This is a genomic window from Campylobacter concisus (genome assembly GCF_003048985.1).
Lineage (GTDB): Bacteria > Campylobacterota > Campylobacteria > Campylobacterales > Campylobacteraceae > Campylobacter_A > Campylobacter_A concisus_AY.
On the sequence record NZ_PIRS01000003.1, the window covers coordinates 56,677 to 74,886 of the forward strand.

Genomic DNA, 18,210 nt, shown 5'->3' on the forward strand with positions numbered 1-18,210 from the left:
AATCACTTCCCACTAAGTCTAGCTAAAACTTCGTCTCTTGGACCATCTAGTAAAATTTTGCCGTTATCCATCACTATGAGCCTATCAACAAGATCGAGCATCGATGTTCTGTGAGTTACTAAAATCATAGTTTTATTTACGGTATTTACCTTTAAATTTGCTTTTAGCTTGCTCTCAACTGTATTGTCCAGTGAATTTGTAGGCTCGTCAAGCAAGATGATAGGACTATCTAGCAAAAACGCCCTAGCCACAGCTATACTTTGACGCTGACCGCCGCTAATACCATCACCTCTTTCAAATACTGGCATATCAAAACCAAGTGGATGAGCATTGACATATTCATCGACGCCACTTACCTTAGCAGCTTTAATGATCTGCATATCATCGACATAAGGAGCTTTTTGAACGATATTTTCTCTAACTGTTCCTTTAAATAGCACAACATCTTGTGGCACGTAGCCGATATTTCTTCTAAGGTCAGCTGGGTCTATCTGGTTGATATCTATACCATCAATTAGCACTGAGCCTTCAGTCGGTGCATAAAGGCCTAGGATTATCTTTTGTAAGGTTGTTTTACCAGAGCCATTTCTACCGATGATGCCTACTTTCTCACCCGGCTGAATGACAAAATTTATCCTATCAAGTGAGCCTTTTGTAGTGTCTGGATATGTAAAGCTAACGTTTTTAAACTCTATCTTGCCCTCAAAAGAATTTCTTCTAACAAATTTCTTGCCCTCAGGCCTTTCAACTGGCATCTGCATGATCTTGCTAAGGCTTTGATAAGCTGTCTTTGTCTGCTCGAAATTTGCAGCTAGTGAGGCTACTTGACCCATAGGAGCGATCGCACGAGAGCTAAGCATAACAGCAGCGATCAAACCACCCATTGTAAGGTGCGTATCTTGTATCATATAAACGCCAAGAACGATGATAGCGATAGTGTTTAGCTGAACTAAAAATGAAGTCACAGTTGTGATCGAAGTAGTGATTATTTTTGACTTGATGCTTCTGTTTGCTATCTCACCAGTCGCCTCTTCCCAGTTCCACTGCACGTGGCCGCTAGCACCAAGAGTTTTAATAGTCTCTAAGCTGCTAAGACTCTCTATCAAAATTCCATTTTTCATAGCTGAAGCCTCAAATGTGCTTTTAATCGCATTTTGAAGCGGGTCTTTTATAAAAAATGTGTAGCACAAAATAGCTATCATAATAACGATAGGCACAAGCACAAGGTAGCTTCCTATAAAATAGGTAACTATCAAGAAGATTAACGCAAATGGCAGATCCACAATGGCAGCAAGCGAAGCAGATGAGAAGAAATTTCTAACTGTGTCAAATTCTTTCAAGTTGCTAGCAAACGAACCAACTGACTTTGGTTTATTGCTAAATTTCATATCCATTACGCGCTCAAACAAGATGGAGCTCATAATGATATCACTCTTCTTGCCTGCGATCTCAAGAAAATACGAACGAACAAATTTTAAAAATAGATCAATACCATAAACAACGCTCACGCCAAGCGCTAGAACCCAAAGTGTCTCAACTGCGTTATTTGGCACAACGCGGTCATAGACGTTCATCGTAAAGAGCGGGCTTGCAAGGACAAATAAGTTTATGATAAAACTTGCTATCACGACATCAAAGTAAATTTTCTTAGAGCGCTTTAAAGTGCCCCAAAACCAGTGATCATTACCAGCGTCGATAAGCTTTGTCGAGCTTGTATCTTCTGGGACAAATTCACGTTTTAGGTAGTAAGCATAGCCTAGATACTCATCTTTTAGCTTGCTTGTTTCTATCGTGCTAGTACCAGTTGAAAGATCAGGCGTAATGATGTTTGCCATCTTTTTGTCTTCGCTGAAAGATTGCAAGATGCACGCTTTTTTGCCTCTAAGCATCAAGATACAAGGCAAAACTAAAGGCGAAATTTGATCAAGGTCTTTTCTGACAAGAGTCGATGCAAAGCCAGCACGTGAAGCTGCACGAGAAAATAAAGACTTCGAGCTCTTTAGTGAAAAAAGCTCGATCTCTTCGCCATCTTTTACAGGCAGACCGATAGTCAAAGCATCGGCACTATATGGGTTGTTATGAAGTTTGGTAAAGATCACCAAACATTGAAGCAGTTCGTCTTTTATCTTATCGCTATGCATCTATCATCCAATATTTTTGATTTCATCTATGTAAATTCCTTGCATATTTTTAATGCCAAGCTCAATTAGCTTACTCTTTTGCTCTTCACTCTCAACACCGATCGCAATCAAAATGATATCTTTTGAGCTTAAAACAACATCTAGTGATTGTTTTGTGTTTGCTCCTGATTTATCACTTAAAAAGTCGATTAAGACGCTTGACTGGATCTTTACGTAGTCTGGATTAAATTCTTTTAGCTTCTCAATGCCTTTTGCGCTGAGTTCAAAGTGGTCAAATCCAAAACCAAAGCCGAGTTCTTTTAATTTTTTAGTAAGTCTAACTATACTTTCGATACTAATATCGTCTTTGTTTGGAATTTCTATATAGTTTTTAGATTTTGAAATTTGAGCGATTTTCTTAAGCGTAGCTTCAAGTTTTGAGAAATTCTCATCCGAGCTTAGTATCTCTTTACCCAAATTTATCGCCAAGCTTCCTTGAGGCAAGATATTTTCAGGCAAAATTCTAGCGATCCTGTTTAGGATATGAAGATCAAGCATCGCACCTAAATTTAGCTCATTTACCATTGGCATAAAGTATGATGCCATACGCCATTTGCCCTCGCTATCAACGAGCCTTAGATAAAGTTCGTACTGCTCAAAGTTTGAGTCAAAACCAACTACTTTTTGAGCTGCAAATTTAAATTTATCCTCTTTTATAGAGTCAAAGATAAGCTCTTTGTATTTCTCTTTGCCGATGACTAAGGTGTTTTGATTTGCATTAAATTCTTTGCAAGTAAAGCAGCCAGCCAGTCTTGCACTAGCCAAAGTAACGTCAGCTGATGTAAGTAGCGTCCTCATATCAGTGCTTGGCGAATACTCGACAATAGCAGCATTGACTGGGCATTCGCTATCGTTTATAGAGAAATTTGCATAGAGTTTTTTAAGCTCAGCCATGATCTTATCGTCTAAAGCTGAGAAATTTGATGAGTTTTTACCGTAAGAAAGCAAGATAAAATCGTTATCATTTAACCTTGCGACGATCGCATTTTGGTCATTTTCGGTTGATTTTTCTTGTAAAATTTGAGCTATTTTTATGATGACACTTTGCCATTTTTCAAAGCCAAGAACGCCTTTTAGCCCTGCTAGATCTTTAAAGCTAACAAGTGATGCAACACCGCTTGAATACTCTTCACTTGCCAGATACTCACTAAATTTAGTTTGAAAAAATCTTCTATTGTAAGTGCCGCTCATAGAGTCTTTATATAAAAGCTCTTGATACTTGCTAAGTGTTGCGGCCTCTCTTTCAAATATGTCTTGAACCTTGCTAACCATAGAGTTCATGGCAAGCACCATCTTCTTAAGGTCAGTTGTGAATGGAATTCTCTTTTGGATGATAAATTTATTATCAAGTATCGCTTCAGCTTGATCTTGCACCTTAACAAGTGGTCTAAATATCGCCTTAAGAGCAAAAAATGCCACGACAAGAGCGATGATTATCATTAAAGCTAGAAAGTTAAAAATATTTTTTGAGTTTGAGTAAAGCTCATTGTAAGCAAGCGCTGTGCTGCCTTGAACATAGAGAGTACCAAATTTAGCCCAGCCAGTCATGATCTCGCTTGTTGCCACTGGTGCTTCAAATTTAGCGATCTTATAAAACCACTCAGGGATATCTTTAACGATAGTTTGTTGAGAATTTTCTATAAGCACCTTACCATCGACATCTTCAAGTTTAATGAGCTTGTATCTGCCGCTATCAAACATAGAATTTATCATCGTTTGCGCTAAAGACATATCCTCAGGATCAACAATCGGCTTTAAGGCAAGTCCAAGTGAGTTTGCTGTGTGCCTTGCGTTTTCACCGAGCTGGTCGTTGATGTATCCATTTAGGCTCTTAAAATTTAAGTAGCCAACAGCCATAAAAATCACGATGCCAAAAGCTATCACAGCGATCATAATCTGTTTAAATAGCGTCATAAATCCTCTTTTCCTATCCTATCTATTAGTTCCATCCACTTAGGATTTTGTTTTTTATTTCCACCTGGTATTGCCTGACCAAGACCTTCTTGTTTTGCCAAGTATAGCGAATCACCGTTGAAACTATAAACTGGCACAAGGTCTGTTCTTTGAGTTGCGATTTTTATTTTACCATTTATGTTGTCTAAAATTAATGGAATAGACTTTGGTGTATCATAATATGCCAAAACCATATGTGCTTGGTTGTATCTTAAGGCTTTAACGTATGTGAAGTATAATTTTTGAGTTGGAATTCCAAGTTGCTTTAGGGTGAAATACTTTGCGATAACGTAGTCTTCGCAGTCACCAGCGCCTTTTCCTACAAATTCCATTCTGGTAGCCCAGTAATCTTTTTTATGCCAAAGTTGCATATCATCAACCCACCTAAAAGAGTTAAAAAAATCATTTACTTTTATTAATTTCTCTTGTTCGGTTGCATCTTGCAATGAAGTCATTAAAGAATTTAATGCCGATGCCCTTCTTCTTGCATCTTCTCCATAAATTTTAGCCACCTTTGCTATCGTTGTTTGTTTTATAAAATCCCCGACAGCATTTAATGCTAATAACGAAAAAAGGACGCTTAAAGTAAGCGTCCAGAATTTTGCTTTGACCCTCATGGTCATCACTTTTTAAATTTTTATCTTAAGTCGTTTTGAATACTGCAAGCGCCTTGAATATATCTCTTAGCAAAGCCTGGCTCAAAACTATCTGAAACCATACCCATGTTATCTAGCAATCTATATTTTGCATAAGATAGTGCAGTCTCAGTTGTAGCGATCTCTTTTAAAGCTGTGTTGTATTCGTTTTCTGCATCAAGTAGGTTGATAAGGTCGCGGCGACCAATTCTAAACTCATCTTGGTATGCATCAAGAGTAGCTTTTGAATATTCAACGTGTTGATTTAGATATCCCATTTTTTCTTGGTTAAGAACATAGTTTTGCCATGAAAATTCCAAAGACTCTTTAAGCTCTCTTACAAGGTTGTCCATAGTTTGTTGCTCTTGTTGGACAGCAAGTTGGCTCTTCTCTTTATCAAGTTTATCATTACCTTTGTTGTAAAGATTATAGTTTAGTCTTAAAAGAGCATCAAATGTTTGCTCTTCATAATCATCATATAAAACATTTGAGTGATCATAAGCGCCTGACACAACAAGATCTAGTTTTGGTAAGAATGGTGCATTTTTCTCTTTTACAACTGACTCTGCCATAGCTATATTTGATCTTTGAACTAGAAGTGTTGGGTTACAAAGAACAGCTTTGTCATAAACAGCCTCTTTAGTGCTTGGTAATGGCAGGTTAAACTCAGGCATTACTAGATTTTTAGCAGCAACTTTTCTTCCATATAGTTTTTCAAATGTAGAAAGTGCATCCTCATAATTGTTTTTAGCAGCTACATAGTTTGATTGAGCCAAAGTATAGCGTGATCCAGCTTGTCTCTCTTCAGAAGCTACGCCGTAACCTGATGCGGCTCTATCTTTGATTTGATTATAAATTTCCTCATGGCTTTTTACGTTTTCTTCTTCAATGTCAAGAATTCTCTTTGTTTGAAGAACTTGTAGGTAAGCATTTGCAGCGCTTAGTGTTAGTCTATCTGCAGCTTGAGCTACTGTGTAAGCAGCTGAGTCAAGTCTTGCGCTTTGAGAGTTGATTCTGTTTTTATCAGCGCCACCATTATAAAGGTTTTCAACTAAAGTTAAAGATGCGCCAGATACTCTGCCATCGCCTCTTCTTGTTGAGATGCCATCATCAAGACGTTTTCTCTCATATCCTACTCTAGCAGCTGCATCAAGTGTTGGATAGTAAGCATTTTTAGCTATTTTTAGATCTTTGCCTACTTGTAAGTAGTTAAATTCTGTAGCTTTTAAGCTTGGGTTTTCATTTAAAATAGTTTTTACAACTTGATCCAAAGTCAATACGCTATCATCAGCTTGTGCTGTAGTTGCTGCTTTAGGCTCTGCTGATATAGTTTGCTCTATATTAGATTTTTTAGCTGACTGAGCATTTGTTACAGGTGACTTAGCTCTCATTAAAGCATCTTTATAACCTGACTCATTTTGAACTTTAGCAAGTAACTCATTAGCTTCATTTTCAGAAACTGGAGTTGTATCAACATATAAAAACTTTCTTCCACCAACTTCATAAACGCCAGTAGTTAGTCTGCTATCTGATATTTTGCTGTTTACTTTGCTAACAGCACTATCGATTCTAGCAGCGCTATCATCTTGAGCAAATGAAGCTAGAAAAATCCTATAAGGGACATCTTGAGCAGACAGCAGCGTTGCTGCAGCCAAAGCACTAATTGCCAACATCTTTTTCATAATTAGATCCTTTTACCTTTTTATTGTCAAGCTTTGGCTCGACCTTTTTTCGCGGATTATACACTAAAAAGCATTAAATACATTTTAAATATCTTATGACAAAAAAATAATTTTTATATCGTCTTAGAAAATCGCCTTAAATTTTCAGGAATTTTCTTAAGATACTCATCAAAACACATTGCAATATTTCGTATTATCAGCGTTCCTGTCTCATTTACGCTGATCTTATCTGTCGTAACATCGACAAATTCACTTAAATTCTTTAGCTCTTCAAGCTCATTTTTGAAATGTTCAAAGAAATTTATATGAAATTCATCCTCGACTGCCTTGATATTAAGCCCGAAATTACTCATCAAACTCATGATCACACTTTTTCTAAGCAAATCTTCATTGCTTAAATAAATTCCCTTTGCGTATGGCAACTTTCCGCTATCGATCGCTTTTTCATACTCATCCATATCTTTATGATTTTGCGCGTAGTGTCTTTTGCACTCTCCGATACTCGTGATGCCTATGCCGATAAGATCAGCACCACCTTTTGTCGTATAGCCTTGGAAATTTCTATGCAAAGTGCCATTTGCCAAAGCGCCAAAAAGCTCATCATTTGGCTTTGCAAAGTGATCCATTCCTATCATTTTGTAGCCATTTTTAGTTAAAAACTCAGCTGTAAATTTTAAAATTTCAAGCTTCACTTCTGGATTTGGCAGGGTTGTCTCATCAAATTTACGCATCGACTTTTTTATCCACGGCACATGGGCGTAGTTAAACACTGCAAGCCTATCTGGATCAAGCGTAAGCGCAAGCTCAAGCGTCTTTTTAAAGCTCTCTAGACTTTGATATGGCAGGCCGTAGATCAAGTCCATATTGATTGATTTTATGCCCTTTTGCCTAGCCATTTTTACGGCATTTTGAGTGATCTCATAAGGCTGAATTCTATGAATTTCTTTTTGCACCTTCTCATCGAAGTCTTGCACGCCGTAGCTTATGCGGTTAAAGCCGTGAGATATGAGCACATCAAGCTGCTCATTTGTCAAAAATCTCGGGTCTATCTCGCAGCTTATCTCAGCCTCTTTTGAGAAATTTTTAAATTTAGCCTTGATAAGTTTGATGATCTCATCAAGCTGAGTGGCATTGTAAAATGTCGGGGTGCCGCCACCAAAGTGCATCTGCAAGACCTCAGTGCTTGTATCTAGGTGGTGAGCTAAAATTTCAAGCTCTTTTTCTATATATCTTATATATCTCTCTTTGCGGTCTTCTTTGCTCGTGTAGATGACGTTACAGCCACAAAAATAGCAAGCGCTCCTGCAAAAAGGCAGGTGCAAATAAAGCGAAAGCGGTCTTTTTTTATCCCGGTTTTCAAGCTCTTTTACGTAAGCCTCATAGCTAAATTTATCGCTAAACTCCGGTGCTGTCGGATAGCTCGTATATCTTGGTCCCGGCCTTGAATACTTCACATACGCACTAAAATCAATCATCTGCCCTGCTCCTTGCCATTTGGATCATCTCTTTTATATCTACAAATAAATTTGGATGCTCTTTTTTGATATTTTTTACCAGCTTATCAAGGTCGATGTTAAACTGCCTGCTCTTTTTATCGTGAGCAATCTTTTTGATCTCATCCATCGCAACCACCCAAACATCACTAAAATCAACTGGGATATTTTGCCAGATCGTCTTTTCAAGCCTTAGGTCAAAATTCTCTTTTTGCGACTCTTTTAAGGCCTCTATCAAAGCTGAGAGCGATTGTACAGAAATGACCGTGTGTAAATTTTGATTTTCATCAATGCCAAACCACGGCTCTTTCGAGTCCCAAGAGCCACTTTTTAAATTTAAGATATGCTCGTTTGGATTTTTCGTTGAAACTATCTCAAAGACCGTTTTTTCAGGCTCGCTTAGCCCAAGGTTATTACCGATCTCATCTATCTCATCATATATATTTTTCTCTTCACTCATCTTCTTCTCTCGTCTAACCAGACCATCACGCCCTTTTGTGCATGAAGTCTATTTTCCGCCTCGCTAAAAATTTCATCCGCGTGCTTTTCAAAGACTGCCTCGCTCACCTCGTAGCCTCTGTAAGCTGGCAAGCAGTGCAAAAATATCGCATCTTTTTTAGCTAAACTCATCAAATTTTCATCCACGCAGTATCCAGCAAAGTCTTTTAGCCTCTTTTCTTTCTCAGCCTCTTGACCCATCGATACCCAAGTATCCGTAGTCACTACATCGGCACCATTTACCGCTTCTTTTATATCATTTGTGATAAAAATTTTCGCACCTGAAATTTTTGCGTTTTCATTGGCCATTTTTAAAATTTCAGCATCCATCTCGTAGCCTTTTGGTGTGGCGACTCTTAGCTCAAGTCCTAGTTTGCTTACTAACATGAGCCACGAGTGCGTCATGTTGTTGCCATCCCCTACGTACGCGACCTTCTCGCCTGCGCTAAATTCAAGCATGGTTAGATAGTCTGCCATGAGCTGCACTGGGTGAAATTTATCGCTTAAGCCGTTTATCACTGGCACGCTTGAAAATTTAGCAAATTCTTCTAACGTCTCGTGCTTATCGACCCTTAGCATAGCCATGTCACACATCCTGCTTATAACTCTAGCGGTGTCACGTATAGGCTCGCCACGTCCTATTTGTATATCATTTTTACTTAAAAATAGCGCATATCCGCCAAGCTCATGCATGCCCACGTCAAAGCTCACTCTAGTTCTAGTCGAGCTTTTTTCAAATATCATCGCAAGCTTTTGATCTTTTAGATATGGCTTAAACTCTCTAGTCTTTGCCTCTTTTTTGATCTTGCGGGCTAAATTTATCATCTGCTCGATTTCATCTTTGCTAAAGTCATTTAGCGTCAAAAAGTGCCTCATCTTAGCCCCTTAAAATTTTAGCCGCTTCTTTTGCGTGATAGGTGATGATCAAATTTGCCCCTGCTCTTTTAAAGCCGATTAATGTCTCCATCATAACGCGCTCATAGTCTATGATGCCGGCTTTTGCGCCAGCTTTTAGCAGTGCGTACTCGCCGCTTACGTTATAGACACAAAGTGGCAGAAGTGTTAAATTTCTAAGCTCTCTAACGACGTCAAGATAGGCAAGCGCTGGCTTTACCATCAAGATATCAGCACCTTGCGCCTCGTCCTGTAAGCTCTCATTTATAGCTTCAAGGCGGTTTGCGCTATCCATTTGGTAGCTCTTTCTATCGCCAAAGCTTGGAGCGCTTTGCGCCACGTCACGAAATGGTCCGTAGTATGCTGAGGCAAATTTAGTCGAGTACGCCATCACTGGTAAATTCTCAAAGCCGTTGCTATCAAGTGTCTCTCTTAGCGTTGCGATGATGCCATCCATCATACCGCTTGGTGCGATCATGTCGGCGCCATTTTGAGCGTGTATCAAAGCTTGTTTAGCTGAAATTTCAAGCGTTGCGTCGTTGTCGATGGTGTTATGCACATGGTCGATTATGCCGCAGTGGCCGTGGTCTGTGTATTCGCAAAAGCAAAGATCGGTGACGACTACTAAATTTGGGAATTTATCTTTTATGGCTCTAAGTGCGGTTGCAATGATGCCGTCGCTACTTAGTGCGTCGCTGCCAACGCTATCTTTTAGGCTTGGTATGCCAAATAAAATGATCGATTTTATGCCTAAATTTACTATCTCTTCACACTCTTTTAAAATTTCATCGATACTCATTTGATAGACGCCTGGCATCGAAGCGATCTCGTTTTTAACGCCCTTGCCCTCGACCACAAAGAGCGGATAGATGAAGTCATTTACGCTAAGGCTCGTCTCTCTTACCATGTCTCTTAAAGCTGGATTTATTCTTAATCTTCTAAAACGTTTAAACATATTTTTGCCTTTTCTTTGTTAAAATGCGTGATTTTTAGCTAGTTTAGCACAGTTGGAGTAAATTTAAAATGAAAATAGAAATTTCAAACGCGGCAAATCTACCCTCAAGATTTGGCACTTATAAGGTTCAAGCCTTCAAAGAAGGGGCAAAAGAGCACCTCGTGATCTACAAAGAGCCTTTAAGCGAAGTAGTAAATCTTAGAATTCACTCCGAATGCCTAACTGGCGATGCGATCGGAAGCCTAAAGTGCGACTGCCGCGACCAGCTTGAAGCTAGCCTAAAATATATCGAAGAAAATGGCGGCATGGTCATCTACCTGCGTCAAGAGGGTAGAAATATCGGGCTTTTAAACAAGATAAACGCTTATAGCCTCCAAGACAAGGGTTTTGACACCATTGAAGCCAATCACCAGCTAGGTTTTAAGGCTGATGAGAGGACGTATGAAGTGGTTGATTTTATCCTAAATCACTACGGCATAAAGGAGGTAAATTTACTCACAAACAACCCTTTAAAACTTCACGGACTAAGCTCAGTAAAGATCGTAAAACGCGTGCCTATCGTCATCAAACCAAATAAATTTAACGAAGGCTACTTAAAAGTCAAAAAAGAGCAAATGGGACACATCTTGTGATGAAAAATGAGCTTTGTTTGCCAGCTGAATTTGACGAAAAAGTAAAGGCTTACGCTCAAATTTTTGCTAAATTTAATAAGATTCATAGCTTAAGCAACTATAAAGATATAAGCGAGCAGGTGCTTGATAGCATAAAACCGCTTGAAATTTTTGACCTAAGTGCCAAAACGGCGGTCGATGTTGGCAGTGGGGCTGGCTTTCCAGCGATATTTTTAGCCCTTGCGATGCCGCGCACTAAGTGGCATCTTTTTGAGCCGATAGCCAAAAAGTCATCATTTCTAAGCTACGCTAAGATCGAGCTTGGTTTACAAAATTTAGAAGTTCATAGCCAAAAGATCGAGCTTGCAGATAAATTTACGGCTGATCTCATCACCTCAAGAGCACTTAGCAAGACAAAAGAGCTTATAAAAATTTGTGAGGGATTTTATGATGAAAATACTAAATTTCTCATCTACAAGGGCTCAAGCGTCATGGATGAAATTTCAGGCATAAATGCGCAAATTTATAATGAAAAAAATAGAAACTACATATATTTTAATCTCAAAAACCAAGGGGAGATACGTTGAAATACTTGCTTTTTGTAGCGATTTTGGTTGCGATTTACATCATATTTTTTAAAAATAGAAAAAAAAGCGACAAGATAAGCACCAGTAACTTCGAGGAGTGCAGCAAATGCGGTGTCTTTAGCGACATCGACCAAATGGTGCTAAGAGACGGAAAATACATCTGTAAAGAGTGCATAAAGGGTGAGAGATGAAAATTTTGGGTGATGAGCTGATCAAATTTGAACCGCTATTTCTTTGCAAAAGCGAAGATGAAATTTCAAACGGCAGGCAAAATCTCTTTAAATTTGATAGAAATTTGATAAAAAGGGCGTTAGAGGCTGGAGCAAACTTTAGCATCATCGCAAATGACATAAACGAAGCTATCATCGCAAATGCCGCTGGAGCAAAATTTATTATTGCCGATATTACGCTAGCAAAAGATCTGGCAAAAATAGCGCAAAACTACCTATTTGACGCGCTTATCGCTGTTTTGATAGAAAGTGAAGCAAGCCTTTGCGAGCTTGCAAAATTTGAGATCGACGCAGCGATCCTGCCAAATGCTATAAAAGAATAAGGACAAAAATGGAAATTTTAAAAACCGCTTTTTTAATGGTTGCTTTGATGCTAGTTTTTATCGCTGTTGGCGGCTACGTGGGCGGCGAACAAGGCATGATGATCGCCTTTTTGATGGCAGCTGGCATGAACCTATTTTCTTACTTTTTCAGCGACAAGCTCGTGCTAAAAAGATATAACGCCATCCCAGTCGATGAGAACAACGCTCACGGCCTTTACGAGATCGTCTCTCGCCTCACACAAAAGGCGAATTTGCCGATGCCAAAAATTTACATCATCCCAGAAGAGGTGCCAAACGCCTTTGCCACAGGCCGCAACCCAAGCCATGCAGCCGTCGCAGTGACAGAGGGGCTTTTAAAAATTTTAAATGAAAACGAGATCGAAGGCGTGCTAGCTCACGAGCTAAGCCACGTAAGGCACTACGACATCCTAACTGGCTCAGTCGCTGCCATACTAGCTGGCGCTATCGCTATGGTCGCAAATTTTGCCAAGATAGGCACCGTGGCTGGTCAAAATCAAAACTCACAAAGAAACGCCAATCCAGTAATTATGCTAATCATCGCCGTTGTGATGCCTCTAGCTGCCACGATCATTCAAATGGCGATCTCAAGGGAGCGCGAGTATAAGGCGGACAAAGGCGCAGCCTATCTAACGGGACACCCAGAGTGGCTGGCCAGCGCACTAACAAAGCTTGAAAACTACTCAAATTCTTACGTTATGCAAAATGCAAGCGAACAAAGTGCGCATATGTTTATAGTAAATCCATTTGGCTCGCTAACTAGCAAGCTTGGTGTGCTTTTTAGAACGCACCCTAGCACTAGTGACAGGATCGCCGAGCTTCAAAGGCTTGAGCAAGAGATAAAAAGAGGTATGTAAAAATTTAGCCCTTAGTAAATTTGGGCTAAAATTTTTGTTTTTTGGTTTAAATTTTAAATAAAGATAGTCAAATGAACGAGTAATTTCGGCTCTAAAATTTGAGCCAAGCGATAAGCGAAGCCAAATTTTAGTAGCCAATTCTTGCGAGTGAGTGAAAGTTTAAAATTTGTAAAGCAATCTAGTCAAATTTAAATGTTTGTTTTTCTTTGTTAAGGGGGAAGAGGCTTGAATTACGTTCTGCTTGCAGTTGCGAGCTAGCGACGCAAAGAAGCTCTCTTCCCCCTTAACTATCCCCTAACTCCGACAACGTTAGAGGTGGCATGCAATCGTGCTAACGCACTGCATGCGCTTTATCATCAGACAAGCATCAGGCAAAATTTAGAATTTCATGAGCGAGTAATTTCGGCTCTAAATTTAGTGATTTATTAAAGCAAACGAGCAGGAATTTGTAAAAAGTCAAATTTACAACCCAAAAGCTGAAATTTAACCCCAAATTTCACTGCAGTTTCTTGCAATCTTCATCTTTTATCGTGTATTCAAAGATTAGTTCGCCGTTTTCTGAGTAGAAAATTTCATCCAAGCTAACGCCGATGCTTAGCATATTTAAAATTTCTTTATCCTTGCAGGCGGTTCTTAAATTCTCTTTTTTTATAGCCTCGATAAATTCCAAAAGCTCTTTTTCTTCAAGCCTTTTGATCTCTTGCTTTCTTGCGTGTTTGACGGCGTATCTGTAGATGAGCGTATCGCCCACGTTTAAGATATCATTAAGCGTTAGCGTCGGTGTGCAGATAAATGGGAGCTTTTTTTTGTAGTATGTTGCGTGATTTTTCGCCGCCATATCTGGCGTCAGAGCCAGAGCTAGCGAGCAAAAAACCAGAGCAAAAATGGCTACTCGCAACTACTCTTATCCAGCTTCAAATCAAAAAGATGCCTGCCCTCAAAGCCGTAGCTACCACTTAGCGTGATGCCGCGATTTAGCGCAGCTCTTGCCATGCCTGAGTTGCAAAGCGCCTCTTTTCCGTTTTGATAAAATTCATCTTTTAAAGCCGAAATTTGAGCCTTGTTGTAGCCTTTTAGCTTCTTTGTCTTGGTCTCATTTAAGACAAACTCGCCATGTATGTTTAGCCCGTCGCTACTTACATCTTTTAGCGTGATCATCTCATCGACCCTGCTTGGCAAATTTGGCTTTGCAGTTTGGACGACAAAGGCTGGGATCTGCTTTGTATCAAGCTGATTTAGTATCTGCTCATAGACTTTAAACTCACTCTCTTGCACACCAAAAGCAAGGCTTGCAAGAGCTAATAAAACGATCTTTTTCACATATTACCTTTATATAAATTTTCTAGTGATATTTGGCGAGAGTTTGACCAAGATGTCGTAGTTTATCGTGCCAAAAAAGTTAGCCCAGACATTCGCGTCCTCAAAGACACAGACCCACTCGCCACTATCTTTGCAGCTAAAGCTATCCATCGAGATTTTACCAAGTACTAGCTCGCCGTTTGCAAGTCTTAGCTCGCCAAGTCCATTGTATCTTAGCAGTCCGTCGCCATATCCAAGATCGTAAGTAGCGACGTTTATATCGTCCTTGGCTATAAATTTAGCCCCATATCCCACGCTTTGACCACTTTTTAAAACGCGTCTGCTAACGCGCTTTGCCCAAAGTGAAAGCACTGGCTTTAGCTCCAATGAGCCGTTAAACTGAGCATATCCATACTGAGCGATGCCCACGCGCACCATCTCATCTTCAACCGCGCTAGCTCTTTCAAGGGCGGCTGAGTTGTGAGAGTGAAAGATCGGTTTTTTTATACCAAACTCATCGCAAAGAGCTAAAATTTTCGCTTTTGCGGCGTTAAAGTTTTCTCTTTGCACGAAATAATCAGCATTTAGCTCATCGCTTGCGCGAAAGTGAGTATAAGCGCCAAGAAGCTCTAAATTTTTCCTAGCTAAAATTTCAAACGCATAATCAAGCTCGCTTATATCAAGCCCATTTCTATGCATGCCAGTGTCGATGGCGAGGTTGATTTTTGTATTTTCTTTTATCTTTAAAAGTGCGTCTATGTCGTTTATAGCGTAGGTAAATTTAGTGCTCTCATCGCCTGTTGGGATGTGCGAGAGGATCAAGATATTTTCAAAGATATCAGCGATCTCATTTGCTTCAAATTCGCTCTTTACAGCGCAGTTTTTTATGCCAAATTTCTTAGCCTCGCTAGCTATGAGCCTCGCACCGTGCCCATAAGCGTTATCTTTTAGCACGACGATCACTTTTTCTTTTCCGCCAGCTTTGTCACAAATTTTAGTTAGATTGTGGATGTAAGCTGCTTTGTTTAAGCGTATCTCAGACATTGAAATTCACATCATAAGCTTTATAAACGTCAGGCAAGAGCTTTCTTACGTTGTAGTCAAATGCGTAAAATTTAGCGTAAATTTCTTTTAGATCGGCCTCTTTGACCTTGCTAAAGTCAAAGACGTCAGTGCCATTTTTCTTTGGCACTTGGCGGTCTAGCTCAGCAAAAAATGCAGACCTCGCCTCTAAAATTTTCTCTATCTTCTCTTTTACTTCTTGAGATTTTTCCACTTCTACTCCTCTATAAAAATTTTCATCTCATCGCCATAAAGCTTGACATAAAGGGTCTTTTGACCTGCAAATTTATGCGTATCAGCAGCGTAATCCTCATAAAAACTCACGCGAAAGAGCTTGTCGTTTTTAAGGTTTGGATAAGGCGTGATGAGAAAATTTGAAAAAGCGATATGTTTTTTCTCTTTTTTAGAAAAGATCGCTCGTTTCATATTTTTAAAATTTTCTAAACTCATGCCATCATATCGCTCAAAATCTTTATCATAAAATTTCAAATAGCTATCAATGTCACTCTCACTCCAAGTCTTCTTCCAGTTAAGAATTCCAGAGATGATCACTGCTATGTCGTTCGCGCTTGCTTCTGGACGCTTGTCCTCGTAGATAAATGCGAGCGTTTTTTTGTGGTCTATAACTTCGTCAAATTTCATCAAAATGTCATTTTGCATAGCTACGCAGCCTTTTGTCTTTAGCTCATCTGTCCTTTGACCATCAAGTGGATAGCCATGTATCCAGATACCGCTGCCATTACGTTTTGCAAGTTTATCAAGCAAATTTGGATATGAAAGAGAAAAGGCAAGAGGTCCAAGATATCTGTCATTTGGCGTAAATCTACGCGTAAGCTGATAGACGCCAACTGGCGTTTTTAGATCGCCCTCAAGCAGTTTGTCGCCATTTTTGCCAACGATGACGCTTGAGCTAAAGAGTTTTTTTGTAACTCCGTCTTTATAAGAGATGACCTCAAGCTCTTTGTCAGTCTTATCAACCACGCTTAAAAGTATCTCGTTGTCGTAATATCCGTATCTAACGTCCTTGTCTTTGAGCTTGTTTAGCCAGTAGTCCTTACTTAAAATGTTCTTCTCAATGGCTTCTATGACGGCAGATGGGCCATTTTTTAAGTAAATTTCTTCGTAATTTTGGGCAAAAAGGCAAGGCGCTAACGCGATGAAGAAAAATAGTATCTTTTTCAAGTGAAGTGTCCCAAAAAGTAAAATTTAGTGCGTAATTATAACCTAAAAAATTTCAATTTTTAAATTTTAAAGGGAATTTTAGTTTCTTTATATGTATAATCTGAAAACCATTATTAATTTACCATAAAGGAAAATATATGAAAAAACTTGTTTTTGGTGCTATGCTAGCAGCTTCTACTCTTATGGCGGCAGATATAAGCCTAGAAAATGTCAGAGCAAGAGACACAAAGCCTGGCACAAACAATAGCGCTATTTTCATGAATATCAAAAACGCTTCAAATGCCGATGTAAAGCTAGTTGGCGTTCATTCAAGTGTTTGTAAAAGCACTGAAATTCACACTCACAAGATGGAAAATGGCATGATGGCTATGGTTCAGGTTGAAGACGCCGTTATCCCAAAAAATGGCGAGACAAAGTTAGCACCTGGCGGTCTTCATATCATGCTTATGGATCTAAACAAACCCATAAAAGATGGCGACAAGGTTGATTTGGAGCTAAAATTTAGCAACGGCGAAAGCATCAAGCTTGATAATATCGGAGTAACTAAAAACTTTAAATAATGAAAAAAATTCTAATCATTTTTTCACTCATCTTTATCGTAGCAGGCGCTTTTTGGATAGGTCATAAATTTATGGTCAGCAAAGAGGATCCGCCTGAATTTGCCGATGTAAATACATCGCTTGATCCTCTAAAATGCGATCTAAACAAAGATGCTTGCGAGGTGAAATTTAATGGCGCTAAGCTAAAGATAGATATCTCGCCAAGACCGATCTTTGCGATGAGGCCGTTTAGCTTTAAGATCATTAATGGCAAAAATTTAGGGCTAAAAGATCCAAATCTTGTAATCGATGGCATAAACATGAACATGGGCTTGATAAAAGCTAGACTTGAGCAAAGAGGCGATAATCTAATAGCTCAAGTCGTGCTAAGTGCTTGCGTGGTCGATCTTATGAGGTATAGGTTTAAGCTGCTTGATGGCGAAAAAGAGACTGGATTTTTTGTCGATCTTGATCTAAAAATGTAAGGGCAAATGATGAAAAAGACACTTTGGGGCTTAATAATAATCTTAATATGCGCTGGTCTTGCGATGCTTTTTATAAAGCCGAACAAGTATGATTTTAAGGCGCTTTCAGAGCATGGCGAAGTGAGCCTTAAAAATTATAACGGCAAGTATAAAGCGATATATTTTGGTTATCTTTACTGCCCCGATGTCTGCCCTACTACGCTCTCTCTTGTGGGCGATGAGCTAAATAAACTAAAAAGAGACGACTTTGAGCTACTTTTCATCACTATTGATCCTGAGCGCGACACGCCTGAAAATTTAACCCTAATGGCAAAAAATTTCTACAAAGATGCAGACGGGCTAAAGATGAATGATCTGCCAAAAGCCACTAAAAACTACGGCGTAAAATACCAAAAAGTGCATCTTAAAAACTCTGCTATGGGCTACTCTGTCGCTCACAGCTCCGCTATCTATCTGCTAGATAAAGAGGGGAATTTCTACAGCGAAATTTCAAATTTAACTAGTGAAAATATCAGAGAAAATCTTTTAAATTTGATAAAAGAGCGACCTTAAATTTATCTTTTAGATCAGAATTTCTTATTTTTAAAGAAAAACTTCTTAAACAGCTATACAATTCTTTTTAAACTAGCCGATATTGCGACAATGTAAATCATATGTAAAGGAATTCGTGTGAAGTCAATCACCAATAAAATAGCACTAATGCTAATAGTTGCTCTATGTATCTCGT

Annotated in this window: 21 protein-coding genes; 8 read left to right on the top strand and 13 right to left on the bottom strand. The window is 39.1% G+C overall.

Translation table 11 applies throughout. The features are described from left to right. Positions 1 to 2: 2 nt before the first annotated feature. From CVS91_RS03025 to hemB, 8 genes are all read right to left on the bottom strand, one after another. Positions 3 to 2,141: a type I secretion system permease/ATPase gene (locus CVS91_RS03025; RefSeq protein ID WP_002941147.1), complete on the bottom strand. Its 2,139-nt coding sequence runs from the start codon at positions 2,139 to 2,141 to the stop codon at positions 3 to 5. Positions 2,142 to 2,144: 3 nt separating this feature from the next. Further along, a complete protein-coding gene (locus CVS91_RS03030) occupies positions 2,145 to 4,094 on the bottom strand; it encodes a LapD/MoxY N-terminal periplasmic domain-containing protein (RefSeq protein ID WP_107830227.1) in 1,950 nt (649 codons plus the stop codon). Beyond that, the gene (locus tag CVS91_RS03035) at positions 4,091 to 4,750 is read right to left on the bottom strand and encodes a transglutaminase-like cysteine peptidase (RefSeq protein WP_012001497.1); all 660 of its coding nucleotides are present in this window, start codon (positions 4,748 to 4,750) and stop codon (positions 4,091 to 4,093) included. Before CVS91_RS03035 ends, CVS91_RS03030 begins: the two co-directional genes overlap by 4 nt. 20 nt (positions 4,751 to 4,770) lie before the next feature. Then, entirely contained in the window at positions 4,771 to 6,450 is a 1,680-nt protein-coding gene (locus CVS91_RS03040) for a TolC family outer membrane protein (protein ID WP_107830229.1), read from the bottom strand. 113 nt (positions 6,451 to 6,563) lie between these two features. Further along, positions 6,564 to 7,925, bottom strand: a complete 1,362-nt coding sequence (hemN, locus tag CVS91_RS03045) for an oxygen-independent coproporphyrinogen III oxidase (protein ID WP_107830231.1) — start codon at positions 7,923 to 7,925, stop codon at positions 6,564 to 6,566. Beyond that, positions 7,918 to 8,403, bottom strand: coding sequence for a DUF2603 domain-containing protein (locus CVS91_RS03050; RefSeq protein WP_012001494.1), 486 nt, complete (start codon positions 8,401 to 8,403; stop codon positions 7,918 to 7,920). The genes hemN and CVS91_RS03050 overlap by 8 nt, the downstream gene beginning before the upstream one ends. Next, positions 8,400 to 9,317 (bottom strand): ornithine carbamoyltransferase, encoded by a 918-nt coding sequence (gene argF, locus CVS91_RS03055; protein ID WP_107830233.1) that lies wholly within the window; start codon positions 9,315 to 9,317, stop codon positions 8,400 to 8,402. Before argF ends, CVS91_RS03050 begins: the two co-directional genes overlap by 4 nt. A 1-nt stretch (position 9,318) precedes the next feature. Next, on the bottom strand, positions 9,319 to 10,290 hold the full coding sequence (gene hemB, locus CVS91_RS03060) for a porphobilinogen synthase (protein WP_107830235.1): 972 nt from the start codon (positions 10,288 to 10,290) through the stop codon (positions 9,319 to 9,321). A 68-nt stretch (positions 10,291 to 10,358) separates the two neighbouring features. Between hemB and ribA the strand changes: the two genes are divergently transcribed. From ribA to htpX, 5 genes are read left to right on the top strand one after another with little or no spacing between them, the layout of a single operon-like run. Beyond that, positions 10,359 to 10,922 (top strand): GTP cyclohydrolase II, encoded by a 564-nt coding sequence (gene ribA / locus CVS91_RS03065; RefSeq protein WP_012001491.1) that lies wholly within the window; start codon positions 10,359 to 10,361, stop codon positions 10,920 to 10,922. Then, positions 10,922 to 11,488 carry a 16S rRNA (guanine(527)-N(7))-methyltransferase RsmG gene (gene rsmG / locus CVS91_RS03070; RefSeq protein ID WP_107830237.1) on the top strand — a complete coding sequence of 189 codons (567 nt, stop codon included), beginning with the start codon at positions 10,922 to 10,924 and terminating at the stop codon, positions 11,486 to 11,488. Before ribA ends, rsmG begins: the two co-directional genes overlap by 1 nt. Then, on the top strand, positions 11,485 to 11,679 hold the full coding sequence (locus CVS91_RS03075) for a hypothetical protein (protein ID WP_009294554.1): 195 nt from the start codon (positions 11,485 to 11,487) through the stop codon (positions 11,677 to 11,679). Before rsmG ends, CVS91_RS03075 begins: the two co-directional genes overlap by 4 nt. Continuing rightward, positions 11,676 to 12,041, top strand: coding sequence for a hypothetical protein (locus CVS91_RS03080; RefSeq protein ID WP_107830239.1), 366 nt, complete (start codon positions 11,676 to 11,678; stop codon positions 12,039 to 12,041). The genes CVS91_RS03075 and CVS91_RS03080 overlap by 4 nt, the downstream gene beginning before the upstream one ends. Positions 12,042 to 12,049: 8 nt before the next feature. Further along, positions 12,050 to 12,916 carry a zinc metalloprotease HtpX gene (gene htpX / locus CVS91_RS03085; RefSeq protein WP_107830240.1) on the top strand — a complete coding sequence of 289 codons (867 nt, stop codon included), beginning with the start codon at positions 12,050 to 12,052 and terminating at the stop codon, positions 12,914 to 12,916. 496 nt (positions 12,917 to 13,412) lie between these two features. Here the strand turns inward: htpX and CVS91_RS03090 are convergent, their stop codons facing one another. The 5 genes from CVS91_RS03090 to CVS91_RS03110 are packed head-to-tail and all read right to left on the bottom strand — an operon-like array spanning position 13,413 to position 16,459. After that, positions 13,413 to 13,814, bottom strand: a complete 402-nt coding sequence (locus tag CVS91_RS03090) for a flagellar protein FlaH (protein WP_107830242.1) — start codon at positions 13,812 to 13,814, stop codon at positions 13,413 to 13,415. Continuing rightward, complete coding sequence (locus CVS91_RS03095) at positions 13,805 to 14,236, bottom strand: hypothetical protein (protein WP_021088382.1); 432 nt, start codon at positions 14,234 to 14,236, stop codon at positions 13,805 to 13,807. Before CVS91_RS03095 ends, CVS91_RS03090 begins: the two co-directional genes overlap by 10 nt. A gap of 9 nt (positions 14,237 to 14,245) precedes the next feature. After that, positions 14,246 to 15,259, bottom strand: coding sequence for an alanine racemase (locus tag CVS91_RS03100; protein WP_107830244.1), 1,014 nt, complete (start codon positions 15,257 to 15,259; stop codon positions 14,246 to 14,248). Continuing rightward, complete coding sequence (gene cmeU / locus CVS91_RS03105) at positions 15,252 to 15,491, bottom strand: CmeU family protein (protein ID WP_009294264.1); 240 nt, start codon at positions 15,489 to 15,491, stop codon at positions 15,252 to 15,254. Before cmeU ends, CVS91_RS03100 begins: the two co-directional genes overlap by 8 nt. Positions 15,492 to 15,493: 2 nt before the next feature. Then, positions 15,494 to 16,459, bottom strand: coding sequence for a L,D-transpeptidase family protein (locus CVS91_RS03110; protein WP_087581996.1), 966 nt, complete (start codon positions 16,457 to 16,459; stop codon positions 15,494 to 15,496). Between the two features lie 137 nt (positions 16,460 to 16,596). On the opposite strand from CVS91_RS03110, the gene CVS91_RS03115 reads away from it, so the two are divergent. The 3 genes from CVS91_RS03115 to CVS91_RS03125 are packed head-to-tail and all read left to right on the top strand — an operon-like array spanning position 16,597 to position 18,035. Continuing rightward, positions 16,597 to 17,019 (top strand): copper chaperone PCu(A)C, encoded by a 423-nt coding sequence (locus CVS91_RS03115; protein WP_103611158.1) that lies wholly within the window; start codon positions 16,597 to 16,599, stop codon positions 17,017 to 17,019. Continuing rightward, on the top strand, positions 17,019 to 17,483 hold the full coding sequence (locus CVS91_RS03120) for a hypothetical protein (RefSeq protein ID WP_107830246.1): 465 nt from the start codon (positions 17,019 to 17,021) through the stop codon (positions 17,481 to 17,483). The genes CVS91_RS03115 and CVS91_RS03120 overlap by 1 nt, the downstream gene beginning before the upstream one ends. Before the next feature lie 9 nt (positions 17,484 to 17,492). Next, on the top strand, positions 17,493 to 18,035 hold the full coding sequence (locus CVS91_RS03125) for an SCO family protein (RefSeq protein ID WP_107830248.1): 543 nt from the start codon (positions 17,493 to 17,495) through the stop codon (positions 18,033 to 18,035). Positions 18,036 to 18,210 lie beyond the last annotated feature (175 nt).